This is a genomic window from Vibrio sp. 10N.222.55.C6 (genome assembly GCF_041473395.1).
Classification (GTDB): Bacteria; Pseudomonadota; Gammaproteobacteria; order Enterobacterales; family Vibrionaceae; genus Vibrio; species Vibrio crassostreae_C.
This window is the reverse complement of sequence record NZ_JBFRSD010000003.1, coordinates 38,415-51,819: the sequence shown is the minus strand read 5'-3', so window position 1 is coordinate 51,819 and position 13,405 is coordinate 38,415. Positions and strand designations below refer to the sequence as shown.

Sequence of the window (13,405 nt, the reverse complement as noted above, 5' to 3'; positions counted from 1 at the left end):
TTGTCCTTAACCTTCAGCCGCACGACCACGTTGCGGGAAGAGTCCGCGTGGGCGTTTTTGAATAAATAGAATGATGAAAACCAGTACCAGAATCTTGGCGAGAACCGCACCAGCCCATGGTTCTAAAATTTTATTGAACAGACCAAGGCTTAAGCCTGCGACTAGCGTGCCCCATAGGTTGCCAACACCGCCGAATACCACCACCATGAATGAGTCGATGATGTACGCCTGTCCCATATTAGGGCCAACGTTGGTCAGTTGAGACAGTGCCACGCCTGCAACACCCGCAACGCCAGAGCCTAAACCGAAGGTCATCGCATCAACTCGCTCTGAACGAATACCCATCGCACGAGCCATGCCACGGTTTTGAGAAACCGCACGAACCTGCAAACCTAGTGGTGTCTTTTTCAGAACCATTAATAAGCCCATAAACACCAAACCACAGAAGAGAATGATGTAAAGGCGGTTGTAGGTCAGGGACAACATTGGGTTTAATTGAAGTGCTCCAGACATCCATTCAGGCGTGCTCACTGAGCGGTTCAAAGGAGAGAAAATAGAACGAACAGCCTGCTGCAAGATTAAGCTAATACCAAAGGTCGCGAGTAAGGTTTCCAATGGGCGACCATAAAGATGACGAATCACACTTCGCTCAATCGCAATGCCCACTAAGCCAGAAACAATGAATGCCGCTGGAATGGAAAGTATCAGCGCTAGGCCAATATGATTCGGCATCAACAACTGCAATACGTAGGTGGTGTAAGCGCCAATCATGATCAGCTCGCCATGAGCCATGTTGATAACGCCCATCACACCAAAGGTAATCGCTAAGCCAATGCCTGCCAGTACCAATACCGAGCCTAAACTCAAACCGAAGAATACTGTTTCTACACCCGAATAGAGTGCTTGGCTTTGTTGATAGCTATCCATCGCACGTTCTGCTGCAGCGGTAATGCTTGGATCTTGCTCACTGTTCAGTAGTTGGTTCAGTGTTTTTAGAACGACTGAATGCTTAAAGTCGCCCACTCGTTCAATCGATGTTACTCGAGCTTCAGTTGTTGCACTGTTATCAAGCGAGGTAAAAATAGCTAATGACAAATCCATTAGTTCAGCGACTTTACCATCGGTCTCATTTTCTCTAAGTTCGGATAAACGATCGATGATAGTGGCATCCTTAGTTCCCAGTAGATCGAGAACCGCTTGATAACGCACATCTGGGTTACTGCTATTTAATCCAATAGAGGCAATTTCGCCCCGTAAGATCCCGCGAAGTTTGTTGTTTACGCGCACCTTTTTAAACAGCTTAGCATTGTCGATATTGAGAGTTGATTCATCCCATACAGACTGAGCTGAAGTGGCTGTTTTGGTGTTTTGAATGAGATAGAGCTGTTTATAATGTTCGTTTTTTTTATCATTGAAGTAATAGAGATTGCCGTTTAACCATCCATATAAAATAGCCTTCGACACGTCTTCCGTTTGTGTCTCAATGATCCAATCGATGGCTAGCTCTTTATCCGATGTTTTTTTACCAACTAGCGCCTTGGTAAAGCTAGCTTCATCCGTTATTCCAGCAAAAGCCAACTGAGCACTGATAGCCATGAGCAACAGCGCCTTAAATACGTTTAATACGTTCTTCATCCCTGCTTCCTTAACCAACAAGTTAGATATTGTTATTTTTTACTTGGTGGATGTTTGGATAGTTGTTGTGACTTGAAACTAATTTGAGCCTTCTCTTTCGTTGCGCCTCCATGCAGAAGCACTCTTCCCTAAAGAGAAGGCTCAATATTCATAGCTAGTAGTTACCGGTAATAGCTAACACCCAGTAACGAAAGCTGATAACCAGTAACTAGTTATCAGCTAAGAGCGAATAACTCTAGTTACCACCAGAACACTTTTTAGTTTCAACGTTGAACGCACCACATGAGAATGGCTTAGACCAACTAGAGAATAGTTTTGCTGATTCAGGTAAGTAGTTAGACCAAGCATCACCTGCAACAAGGCCTGTGGTTTCCCAAACGATGTCAAACTGGCCATCATCTTGAATCTCACCAATCAATACAGGTTTAGTTATGTGGTGGTTTGGTAGCATGGTTGAGTAGCCACCAGATAGGTTTGGAACAGACACACCAATCAATGCATCTTGCACCGCTTCAGCATCGGTTGTGCCCGCATTAGTCACAGCTTGAGCCCACATATTGAAACCAATATAGTGTGCTTCCATCGGGTCATTCGTTACACGTTTGTCACTCTTAATGAATGACTGCCATGTTTCAACGAACTCTTCATTGACTTCGGTATCGACGCTCATGAAATAGTTCCATGCCGCTAAGTGACCCACTAGAGGTTCAGTATCCATGCCCGATAGCTCTTCTTCGCCAACCGAGAATGCAATCACTGGAATGTCTTCAGATGAAACACCTTGAGCACCAAGCTCTTTATAGAAAGGTACGTTTGCATCGCCATTCACAGTAGATACAACGGCGGTTTTCTTACCAGCTTCACCAAACTTCTTGATATCTGAAACAATAGATTGCCAATCAGAATGACCAAACGGTGTGTAGTTGATCATGATGTCTTCTTCTGCGACACCTTTACTTTTTAGGTAGGCCTCTAAGATCTTATTGGTGGTACGCGGATAAACGTAATCGGTACCTGCAAGCACCCAACGTTCCACTTCAAGTTCATCCATTAAGTAATCAACGGCAGGAATCGCTTGTTGGTTTGGCGCAGCACCGGTGTAGAAAACGTTTTTAGAGGACTCTTCGCCTTCATACTGTACTGGGTAGAAAAGGATGCTGTTTAGCTCTTCAAAAACTGGCAGCATGGATTTACGTGATACCGATGTCCAACCACCAAATACCACATCCACTTTTTCTTTCTCGATAAGCTCACGTGCTTTCTCAGCAAACAGCGGCCAGTTTGACGCAGGGTCAACAACTACAGGCTCAAGCTTCTTACCAAGTAAGCCACCTTTTTTGTTTTGCTCGTCGATGAGCATAAGAACGGTATCTTTTAGCGTTGTTTCACTGATCGCCATAGTGCCTGACAATGAATGTAGAACGCCGACTTTAATGGTATCGTCAGCCGCAAGCACTGTTGCAGAAGAAAATGAAAGTGTTGTACACAGTGCAGCTAGCGATAAATTGAACACCTTGTTCATGATTGTTACTCCATAATTGTATTTTTGTTATTCAATTACAGAGTTACAAGAAGAGTGCCAAACTTAAAACATAACCAACAAAGTTTTAAGCCTTTGTATTTAATAGTACTTTAACTAAGTTAACACCAATGCAGTGCATAGCGACAAGGTTACTATGTTTCATGCTGGTGCAGTGACGATAAGATTGAACCAAGATGACACACGCATATTCGCTAAATACAAAAAAAGCCCAATATTTTCATACTAGACCTCCAAAAAACATCTCAGATTATCGTCTTGCCATTGAGAGGTAAGACTATTCGGCTTGTTGAAACTCGAATTTCACTCTCGACTTAGATTTAAGCTCGTTACAATCGCCATTGCAGAAATAGCTCGCAGCCCCACAAGCTTGAAGCTTCTCTAATTGGCTGCTGCACTCAGGACAAAAGCCCACTTTTGTAAAGTGACCTTGGCAGCTTTCACAGTGGTATTTACCATCCCAGCTAAGTTCTGACTGGCATTTAGGGCAGATATTTTCACTCATAGGAAATCCTAACTTTTTACTTTCAGTACTAATAAGCAATCTACTCTTTCTTCGCCTTGGCTTGCTTGATTTGATACATGCTTTTGTCAGCTGACGCAATCAACTGATCGAGCCCTTTAGGCGACTTTTCACAAGCAATCCCAACACTGACTGAAAACTGAACGCCATTAATATAGAGAGCTTTATCCAACGCTTTTTCTAAGCTGTGATAAAAGTCTGACACTTTTTGTTCGGTATCAAAGCAAGAAAACACTACAAACTCGTCACCACCGTAACGACCTACCTTGGCACATGCCGTAGTCGCTTCATCGAGAACTTTTGCAACGGCTAACAGAACATCATCGCCAAAGCTATGGCCATACGTATCGTTGATTGACTTGAATTTATCAACATCAACAAACAGGCAGGCCATCACTTTGTCCGCAAAACATCGTTTAACTAAAACCTTCTTAGCTTCACTTAACAATGCTCGGCGGTTCAAGCAATGCGTCAGCGAATCATGACTGGCAAAAAAGTTGAGTTGATTCTCTAGCTCGTATTTCTCTAGCGCTACTGAATACAAAGAAGCAAGCAGCTCCAAGATCTCGAGCTCAAATTCATGCGGTTCAGAGATGTACTGACTATAAATAGCGAAGGTACCCAACACATTACCGCGCGACGAGATAATGGGTACCGACCAACAGGCATGCAGATTCGCTTGATTAGTGAGGGCTAAAAAAGGTGCCCAGTTTGGGTGTGCATTTATGTTGGAGACCATAACAGCTTTCTTAAGCGCAGCAGCCTCTCCACAAGAACCAATACCAACGCCAATTCCAATACCTTCTATCTGCTGATTATAAAAATCGGGCAAGTTAGGCGCGCATTCGATGTGTAAAGTGTTCGACTTTGAGTTAAGCAGTAATATTGAGGCCATACGTTGCCCAAAAAGCTGCTCTGTAAGCTGAATGATCTTATGGTTTAAATCCTTACGATCCATTCCAAGTGCAAGCTTTCGAAGCAAACGATTCACTGCTCGGTGGCCTTCTAATAAAAATTGTTGTTCCATTCACTAAAGCTTTCAATTGTGTAGTCGGGTGCAGCCTGTTCTTATGCAAGCTTGCTGTTGGTTAATAATAACACACTAAATAACCACAACACACAATCGAAGATCATAGGTTGATCTTTTGCTTTATCTATTTTGATCAGCGATCTACCCCAAAAAGAATATTTATATCACCACACACCGAAAGCATAAGTTACATGTGCTGCATTTCAATTTTAAATGGTCATTTATTTTGATAATTACATGTAAAAACAGGTTAAACAGAATAAGTAATTTCGTTCTGTAACCGAAATCATCGAATTACATGCGTTAGCATTTCAATATGTTGCTCATCTAGCTGAGTTAACTTAACCGATAACGCCCCAAGCTCTGAGGTATTATCTATGTGAGTACCACCACACGGAATCGACACTAAAGTATCGCTATCCAATTGCCATTCCCAATAGCGAGAGTCTGTTAATGCCTCGCCTTCCAATCTCATTGCCACTGGCGTCGAATCTGCGAGCCAACCTTTAATCATCTGATTGATGTCAGCTTCGATACCATCAAGATTGGTTAGCATATCTGCTACGTTCAAACCACGCTTCTTCAGGGTTTTGCCCAAACGATACTTATCAGTACACAACTCAGGAGTCACAAAGCTAGTCACTTGTGCGTAGCTATTAAAGTCGTAACTGCCGAGCGGATCTTTTCTGTCGGCATCTTTCCGCCAGTAGCTCTCAGCCAATACTTTATTCAACGCTAAGAAAGCAATGTGGCCAGCACTGTGACCTCGGCTCAAACTGGCTTGGTACTCTTTATCAACCGACAACAGCACTTCATCGTTAACATTAATCATAGAAACTAATACAGGTAGCTGGTGGACAACCACAAACGCCCAGCCTTCCGTATCACGCTTAACAGGAATATCGGCTGCGATGTGAAGTTTTCCAGTAGATTGTTCTATTGCACCAACAAGGCAGTCTTCCACAGGATATTGCTCGTCACCAACATTGACGAAGCCTTGGTCTGCTGGGTGATCGGGCCAAATATGACTCACAGGATGAAAAGGTGTCACGTCGGTGATCAGGTAAGTTTTGCTGTCATCGCTTTCAACGTACTGCGCTTTAGCATTGAGCTGCCAAGCCTGATGACAAAATTGAGTGATGGTTGGTGTGATTGCTGACACAGGTGTAATCAAATCGCTAGTAGTCATATCGTTCTTCTTCTGGAATCTAGTCTGATTCGTTGAGCCATGATGATAAAAACGTATTGTTATGGCTTAACGTGAATTTTGCTTAAAAAAATACCCGAGACAGGCTCGGGTATCAAATCTATTGGAAAGGTTTACTTACGACCTTTAACCATGCTCATCATACGTTTACGTTTACGTTCTTGAGAAATTGTCAGCTTGTTAGTCTTAGCTTCAAATGGGTTCTCGCTGTTCTGGAATTGAATGCGAATAGGTGTACCCATGATTTCTAGTGAACGACGGTAGTAGTTCATCAAGAATCGTTTGTATGAATCTGGCAAGTTACGAACTTGGTTGCCGTGGATAACGATAATCGGTGGGTTGTAGCCACCAGCGTGCGCGTATTTCAGTTTCACACGACGGCCACGAACCATAGGCGGTTGGTGATCATCAGTCGCCATCTTCATGATACGAGTTAGCACAGAAGTACCAACACGAGTAGTCGCTGACTTGTAAGCTTCTTGTACAGACTCAAACAAGTGACCAACACCTGTACCGTGAAGTGCAGAGATAAAGTGAATACGTGCGAAATCAACGAAGCCTAAGCGACGGTCTAGCTCTTTCTTAACGCGTTCTTTAACGTCGTTATCTAGGCCATCCCACTTGTTTACGGCAATAACAATTGAACGACCAGCGTTCAACGCAAAGCCTAGCAAGCTTAGATCTTGATCAGAGATGTTTTCGCGAGCATCGATAAGCAGCAATACAACGTTAGCATCTTCAATCGCTTTCAGTGTTTTAACCACTGAGAACTTCTCTACCGTTTCGTTGATGTTTTTACGACGACGAACACCCGCAGTATCGATTAGAACGTATTCACGCTCGTCACGCTGCATTGGGATGTAGATAGAGTCACGAGTCGTACCTGGCATATCGTAAACAACCACACGCTCTTCACCAAGAATACGGTTCGTTAGCGTTGATTTACCTACGTTAGGACGGCCAATGATCGCTAGTTTGATCGGTTGATCTTGAAGACGCTTGAATTCTGCTTCAGCTTCTTCTTCTGTAAATTCAACCTGCTCTTCTTCTTCGTCTTCAAACTCAGTTAAGTCGCTTACTTCGCCATTCTCAGCTTTTAGCGCTTCTGCGAATGGGTTAAGAGCAAGGTCAATAAGTGCAGTAACACCACGACCATGCGCCGCAGCGATTTGGTACATGTCTTCTACACCTAGTTGCCAGAAGTCAGCACTTGCAGCATCAGGGTCGATACCATCAACCTTGTTTACTACTAGCATTGAAGGCTTTTCTAGTTGACGTAGGTGCTTAGCAATCGCCACGTCTGAAGGTGTTAGACCCGCACGGCCATCTACCATAAATAGAACGACATCAGCTTCATCAATCGCCGCTAGCGACTGTTCAGCCATTTTAGTTTCAACACCTTCTTCAGTACCGTCGATACCGCCAGTGTCAATAACAATAAAGTCATGCTCGCTAAAATGAGCATGACCGTATTTACGGTCACGCGTTAAGCCAGGGAAATCCGCAACCAATGCATCACGAGTTCGAGTCAATCGGTTAAATAACGTAGATTTACCTACGTTCGGACGCCCTACTAGAGCAACAACAGGTACCATAACAACCTCTACAATTTCTTCTCTAAATGTAGTTATAGGTAAGCACTTGTTCGCAAGTTTAAACTCTTACCTATAACCACACGGTTTATTAATTTTTAACAACAAAACGGCTCCTGGCTGTTACCAACCAGGAGCCGACTGTGAATTATATCACGCTTTTATTGGCTAATCGTTAGTTTCTTTACATCGCCATTGCGAGTCGTCACTAAGTAGCCTTCAGGCAGTTCAATTGGTGCAACCGCAAAGCCGCTATCATCGACAAGCTGTTGAGCAACAAACTCACCCGATGAACGATCCAACCAGTGCAGATAACCTTCAGTATCACCCACGACTACATAACCATTAATAATAGCAGGTGCTGTCAGTAAGCGGTTTTCTAACAATGGAGTGCTCCACAGTTCAGTACCACTACGCGCATCAACCGCAACCACATGGTCTTTGTCGGTAACAACGAACAAACGGCTACCATCACTTGCTAAATCAATCGCTGATGAGTAGTTACGTTTCCAAATTGGCTTACCAGAACGAAGGTCGATAGCAATCAGCTGACCATTGATACCTACGGTATACAGGGTGCCACCAAGAACAATTGGAGATGCATCAACATCAACCAAACGATCAATTTCCGTTGCACCTTTTGGTGTGCCTACTGGCTGTTGCCAAATAAGCTGACCACGATCAACGATAGCCGCAGCTAGACGACCATTTGCTGTACCCCAGAATACACCACCAGAAACTGCAACAGGCGAGCTATCGCCACGCAGTGTTAGGCTTGGTACTTCCGTACTGATGGTCCATTTTTGTTCACCGCTTGCTTGATCTAACGCGATCAACATACCGCGACTGGTATGAACAATGACCATGTTGCTATCAGTTGCTGGGGATGCAAGCACCTCGCCATTGACTGATACACGCCACAGCTCTTCACCGGTCGATTCTTCCAGTGCGATCACTTCGCCATTTTCAGAACCAACAAAAACTTTACCGTAAGCCGCCGTTAAGCCACCCGATAAACGAGCCAATACGTCTTTCTCAAGATCGACTTTCCACAGCGCTTTACCTGTATCAGGATCAAGCGCTTTAACCATACCTTCACGGCTTGCAACAAACACTTTGTCGTAAGCCAATTCTGGCGTTAGTTTTGAAAAGTAGTGACCAACACCATCACCAACCGACGTAGACCATTCCTGACTAGGAGTGAACTCGCTGTTTACCGTTGGTACTGGAGCCATGATTACGGTGTCTTCTTCACCCGCACAGCCAGCTAGTAGGCCAAGAGCAATCGCACACAACGCCGCTTTTGGAAACATCTTCTTCATTCAAAGCGCCTTATTTAGCTAGGTCGTCAAGTTTGATTTGAAGCGTTTGGCTAGCGTCAACAGCTTGCTGTGCTTCTGTGTAAGCACTGTATGCTGCGTCTGTGTCGCCTTTACGAAGTGAGATATCACCACGCAGTTCAGCAACACGGCCTTTCCAAGATTCGTCTGTCATAGCAGCAAGATCAGTCAGTGCTGCGTCAAATTCACCTTGCTCAGCTTTAATACGTGCAACACGGTAAGTAAGTAGTGGCGCAAGTGCCGCGTCCTTAGTTGCCGATTTTGCCCACTCGAGCTGTTCAAGTGCCGCCGCTAGATCGCCTGCTTGTACTTGTACTTTTGCTAGTTGCATAGCAGCAAGTACTGAGTACTCAGCATCTTTGTTTGCGTCGATGAAAGCTTGAATATCAGATTGAGCATCAACACCCTTAACATCAAGAGCTGAAATTACAGAGGTGTAGCTTTCTGAAGCTGCTTCACGCGCTTCAACTACTGAATCTTGGTAATAGCGCCAGCCAAATAGACCACCTAAACCAATAACCGCACCAAAGATTACGGCTTTACCGTTCTCTTTCCACCAATCTTTAATGGCTTCAACTTGTTGCTCTTCGCTATCGTAAAGTTCCACTTCCTGTCCTCTTTAATTCTTTAAACGCCAGCATAGTGCTGACGTTAGTATTCATTATGAGCGTTTGCTCAATGGCTAATTAGATTAGCGCAGCAACTTTCTCTGCAACTTCCGTTTGAGACACGGTTTCTTGCTCGCCGCCAACCAGATCTTTTAGCACAACTGTATTGTCAGCAACTTCGTTCTCACCAAGTACCAGCGCCACAACAGCACCTACTTTGTCAGCACGTTTGAATTGCTTCTTGAAGTTACCACCACCGAAGTGGTTCATTACACGCACGCCTTCAACGGTGTCGCGTAATTGATTCGCTAACTGCATGCCCGCGATCATAGTACCTTCGCCAGCAGCAACTACGTATACATCAACGCTACGACGAACTTCTGTTAGCTCTAGCGTTTCCATCATCAGAACCAGACGCTCTAGACCCATTGCGAAGCCAACTGCATTGGTTGCTTTGCCGCCTAGTTGCTCAACAAGACCATCGTAACGACCGCCGCCACATACTGTACCTTGAGCACCAAGGCTGTCTGTGATCCACTCAAATACAGTGCGGTTGTAGTAATCTAGGCCACGTACTAGACGCTCATTAACTTGGTATTCGATACCAACAGCGTCAAGAAGTTCACACAAACCAGCAAAATGTTGCTTCGATTCTTCACCTAGATATTCAGATAGTCGAGGTGCGTCACCTAAGATAGCTTGAACATCAGGGTTCTTAGTATCAAGTACACGTAGAGGGTTAGTGTGCATGCGACGTTTGCAGTCTTCGTCAAGCACATCAATGTGTTGCTCAAGGAAAGCCACTAACGCAGTGCGGTAGCTAACGCGATCTTCTTGAGAACCGATTGAGTTCAGCTCTAGGCGAACGTGCTTGTCGATGCCTAGCTCACGCCATAGACGTGCTGTCATCATGATAAGTTCTGCGTCAACGTCTGGACCGTCTAGGCCAAACACTTCAACACCACATTGGTGGAATTGACGGTAACGACCTTTTTGAGGACGCTCGTGACGGAACATAGGGCCCATGTACCATAGGCGCTGTTCATCACGGTTGATAAGGCTGTTTTGAATACATGAACGAACACAACCTGCTGTGCCTTCTGGACGCAGCGTTAGGCTATCGCCATTGCGGTCGTCAAAGGTGTACATCTCTTTAGAAACAACGTCTGTCTCTTCACCAACTGCACGGCTAAATAGGTTTGTTTCTTCAACGATAGGCATACGTACTTCGTTGTAACCGTATGCACTCACCACGTTTTTAACTGCGCTTTCTACTTTCTGCCACAGTGGTGATTGAGTTGGAAGGCAGTCGTTCATGCCTCGAATTGCTTGAATATTTTTAGCCACAGTATTTATTCCGTAATTTCTCACGACCAGGTGTTAGTGCGAATAGACAATCACACCCCATCGCGTTGTATTAATCTTCTAAGTTTTCTACATCAATGCGATTTGCTTTATCAAGCACTGACGCTTTTGCACGAATCTTAGCTTCAAGTTTGTCGACAAGGTCATCGTTGTCGAAGCGCTCTTTCTGACGCTTACCATCTTCGTAGAAGGCACTCTTACGTGCACTACCAGCTAAACCTAAGTGAGACACTTCAGCTTCACCAGGGCCGTTAACCACACAACCGATGATAGATACGTCCATTGGAGTGATCACGTCTTCTAGGCGCTCTTCAAGGGCATTAACGGTGTTAATAACATCGAACTCTTGACGAGAACAGCTCGGACACGCAATGAAGTTGATGCCACGCGAACGAATGCGCAAAGATTTAAGAATATCAAAGCCAACTTTGATCTCTTCAACCGGATCAGCCGCTAGCGATATACGCAGCGTATCGCCGATACCTTCAGAAAGAAGCATTCCTAAACCTACCGCTGACTTCACAGAGCCTGCACGCGCACCACCCGCTTCGGTAATACCAAGGTGGAGAGGTTGATCAATCTGCTTAGCCAGCAAACGGTAAGAACCGACAGCAAGGAATACATCAGAAGCCTTCACGCTGACTTTGAATTGATCAAAGTTCAGACGGTCTAGGATATCTACATGACGCATTGCTGATTCAACAAGCGCTTCTGCTGTAGGTTCTGTGTATTTCTCTTGGATCTCTTTCTCAAGAGAACCGCCGTTAACACCAATACGAATCGGAATATTCATATCACGCGCACAATCAACAACTGAGCGGATACGGCTTTCGTTACCGATGTTACCTGGGTTGATACGCAGACAGTCAACGCCGTATTCCGCCACTTTAAGTGCGATACGGTAGTCGAAGTGAATATCAGCAACCAAAGGAACAGAGACCTGCTGCTTGATTTGCTTAAAGGCTTCAGCTGCATCCATAGTCGGTACAGATACGCGAACGATATCAGCGCCAACTTTTTCCAGAGCTCTAATTTGAGCAACGGTCGCGGCTACATCTGTTGTTCTTGTGTTGGTCATGGATTGCACAGCAATTGGTGCACCATCACCGATCGGCACATCACCCACATAAATACGGGTTGATTTGCGACGAATAATAGGAGATTCGTGTTGCATATTAACTCTAAGGTAAGGTTATTCTAGCTACTTTGCCTGAAGTATACCCAGAAAGGTCGACAGGTTCACTTGCAAATGTCATCGATACGCCTTCAGGCGCACCCAGAATCACTTTATATGGTGCAGTTCCAGAAAGATTTAATGTCTGGCCTGCTTTTTTAATGCCAGTCGACAAGGTTTTACCCGTTGCATCTTTTACTTGGATCCAGCAATCAGCAGAGAACTGCATGACTAGCTCGTTAGCCACAGCTTCAGGAGCAGTGCTTGCTTCAACCGCTTCTGCATTCGCAGCAACTTCAGCAGTTGGCTCTGTCTCTGTTGCTTGTTGTGCAGGAGTTTCGTCAGCTGGAGTAACAGCATCTGAAGTATCTTCCGCATCGCTTATCGCAGCAAGGCCTTCAGTATCTTCAACAACAGAAGCACCCGCTTCGTTTTGTTCAGCTTCAATCACTTCCAAAGAGGTGAATTCAGGGGCAAGTGATTCTTCTACCGCTAGCTCTTCTGAGCTTTCAGTATTCGCTAAAGATTGAGATAGGGTGTCTTGCTGTTGGTTCTGCCACCACCAAAGTGAGGAGATACCCGCAATGACCGCAAAAATGCTCCAAGTCAGGATCATAATACGGCTGTTGTGCTTCTCGGTTTTGGTCTTACGAGAAAAACTCAGCATTTCTTGCTCTTGATGCTGAGCATCACCGGCATGATGCAGCGCACTCAATACGACTTTTTCATCAAGATTGACGTATTTCGCGTATGAACGAATATAGCCACGCATAAACGTCGCCACTTGATCTGACTCGAATTGGTTTTCTTCAATTTGTTGGATCAGAGTAACGCGAAGTTTCAAGCGATCAGAAATCTGCTTTTGCGTTAAACCAAGAGATTCTCGTTTGTTCTTAAGCAGCGTTCCCGCTTCCAAAGCTGGAGCTACGTTTTCTTGCGCTTGTGTATCTTGTTCTGTGTTCATAGAGAGTGAACTTCTAAAGTATTATCGCAGGTTGAGGAGAGCGTTTTCTTATTGTCGTTTAAGCTCAATCTAACAACCCACGTTATGTGGAATTTTTCCTGCTATCTAAATCATCAACCCTTAAAGGCGAACATCATTCATTTATTATGGATGACCTTCTCAGGAAGCTAGTTTATCAAGTAGCCAACCTAAATAGACATATTGATGATCAGTAGCAAGCGAGCACTTAAATTAATTTAAGATTAGTTAATCATAAGCTAATGCCATTACAAGGCAAAAACACTTTAAACAAAATTTACCGTCAGCTCATGGTTTTGTCCAAAATTTGACGAAAAATGTAAGAAAGCGTGGGCAAGAAGTCCAAAAAATCAAAAACTGTACCCCAGAAAAGCAACAAGCCAGAAGTAGGACTTCTGGCTTGTTTAGG

At 44.5% G+C, this 13,405-nt stretch carries 11 protein-coding genes; all 11 read right to left on the bottom strand.

Annotation, left to right across the window (positions count from 1 at the left end):
• Positions 1–6: 6 nt before the first annotated feature.
• The 11 genes from urtB to rodZ all read right to left on the bottom strand — a co-directional run bounded on the left by urtB (position 7) and on the right by rodZ (position 12,978).
• Positions 7–1,635, bottom strand: coding sequence for an urea ABC transporter permease subunit UrtB (urtB, locus tag AB4486_RS03955; RefSeq protein ID WP_372116532.1), 1,629 nt, complete (start codon positions 1,633–1,635; stop codon positions 7–9).
• A gap of 235 nt (positions 1,636–1,870) precedes the next feature.
• Complete coding sequence (gene urtA, locus AB4486_RS03950) at positions 1,871–3,157, bottom strand: urea ABC transporter substrate-binding protein (RefSeq protein ID WP_010440568.1); 1,287 nt, start codon at positions 3,155–3,157, stop codon at positions 1,871–1,873.
• Positions 3,158–3,452: 295 nt separating this feature from the next.
• Positions 3,453–3,680: a zinc ribbon domain-containing protein gene (locus AB4486_RS03945; protein ID WP_102387459.1), complete on the bottom strand. Its 228-nt coding sequence runs from the start codon at positions 3,678–3,680 to the stop codon at positions 3,453–3,455.
• A gap of 40 nt (positions 3,681–3,720) precedes the next feature.
• Positions 3,721–4,725 (bottom strand): diguanylate cyclase, encoded by a 1,005-nt coding sequence (locus AB4486_RS03940; protein ID WP_372116530.1) that lies wholly within the window; start codon positions 4,723–4,725, stop codon positions 3,721–3,723.
• Between the two features lie 289 nt (positions 4,726–5,014).
• A complete protein-coding gene (locus tag AB4486_RS03935) occupies positions 5,015–5,917 on the bottom strand; it encodes an alanyl-tRNA editing protein (protein ID WP_372100241.1) in 903 nt (300 codons plus the stop codon).
• 131 nt (positions 5,918–6,048) lie between these two features.
• Entirely contained in the window at positions 6,049–7,530 is a 1,482-nt protein-coding gene (gene der / locus AB4486_RS03930; RefSeq protein WP_017062511.1) for a ribosome biogenesis GTPase Der, read from the bottom strand.
• A 158-nt stretch (positions 7,531–7,688) separates the two neighbouring features.
• Positions 7,689–8,849 (bottom strand): outer membrane protein assembly factor BamB, encoded by a 1,161-nt coding sequence (gene bamB, locus AB4486_RS03925; protein ID WP_017062512.1) that lies wholly within the window; start codon positions 8,847–8,849, stop codon positions 7,689–7,691.
• Between the two features lie 10 nt (positions 8,850–8,859).
• Positions 8,860–9,474 carry a YfgM family protein gene (locus AB4486_RS03920; protein ID WP_017062513.1) on the bottom strand — a complete coding sequence of 205 codons (615 nt, stop codon included), beginning with the start codon at positions 9,472–9,474 and terminating at the stop codon, positions 8,860–8,862.
• A gap of 79 nt (positions 9,475–9,553) precedes the next feature.
• Positions 9,554–10,822 carry a histidine--tRNA ligase gene (gene hisS, locus AB4486_RS03915; RefSeq protein WP_017062514.1) on the bottom strand — a complete coding sequence of 423 codons (1,269 nt, stop codon included), beginning with the start codon at positions 10,820–10,822 and terminating at the stop codon, positions 9,554–9,556.
• Positions 10,823–10,892: 70 nt separating this feature from the next.
• Positions 10,893–12,014: a flavodoxin-dependent (E)-4-hydroxy-3-methylbut-2-enyl-diphosphate synthase gene (ispG, locus tag AB4486_RS03910; RefSeq protein WP_017065612.1), complete on the bottom strand. Its 1,122-nt coding sequence runs from the start codon at positions 12,012–12,014 to the stop codon at positions 10,893–10,895.
• Positions 12,015–12,021: 7 nt separating this feature from the next.
• Positions 12,022–12,978, bottom strand: coding sequence for a cytoskeleton protein RodZ (rodZ, locus tag AB4486_RS03905; RefSeq protein ID WP_372100246.1), 957 nt, complete (start codon positions 12,976–12,978; stop codon positions 12,022–12,024).
• Positions 12,979–13,405 lie beyond the last annotated feature (427 nt).

Bases quoted from the DNA above. Each gene is read 5' to 3' on its own strand.
- urtB (WP_372116532.1), bottom strand. From the start codon at position 1,635: ATGAAGAACGTATTAAACGTATTTAAGGCGCTGTTGCTCATGGCTATC.
- urtA (WP_010440568.1), bottom strand. From the start codon at position 3,157: ATGAACAAGGTGTTCAATTTATCGCTAGCTGCACTGTGTACAACACTT.
- AB4486_RS03945 (WP_102387459.1), bottom strand. From the start codon at position 3,680: ATGAGTGAAAATATCTGCCCTAAATGCCAGTCAGAACTTAGCTGGGAT.
- AB4486_RS03940 (WP_372116530.1), bottom strand. From the start codon at position 4,725: ATGGAACAACAATTTTTATTAGAAGGCCACCGAGCAGTGAATCGTTTG.
- AB4486_RS03935 (WP_372100241.1), bottom strand. From the start codon at position 5,917: ATGACTACTAGCGATTTGATTACACCTGTGTCAGCAATCACACCAACC.
- der (WP_017062511.1), bottom strand. From the start codon at position 7,530: ATGGTACCTGTTGTTGCTCTAGTAGGGCGTCCGAACGTAGGTAAATCT.
- bamB (WP_017062512.1), bottom strand. From the start codon at position 8,849: ATGAAGAAGATGTTTCCAAAAGCGGCGTTGTGTGCGATTGCTCTTGGC.
- ispG (WP_017065612.1), bottom strand. From the start codon at position 12,014: ATGCAACACGAATCTCCTATTATTCGTCGCAAATCAACCCGTATTTAT.
- rodZ (WP_372100246.1), bottom strand. From the start codon at position 12,978: ATGAACACAGAACAAGATACACAAGCGCAAGAAAACGTAGCTCCAGCT.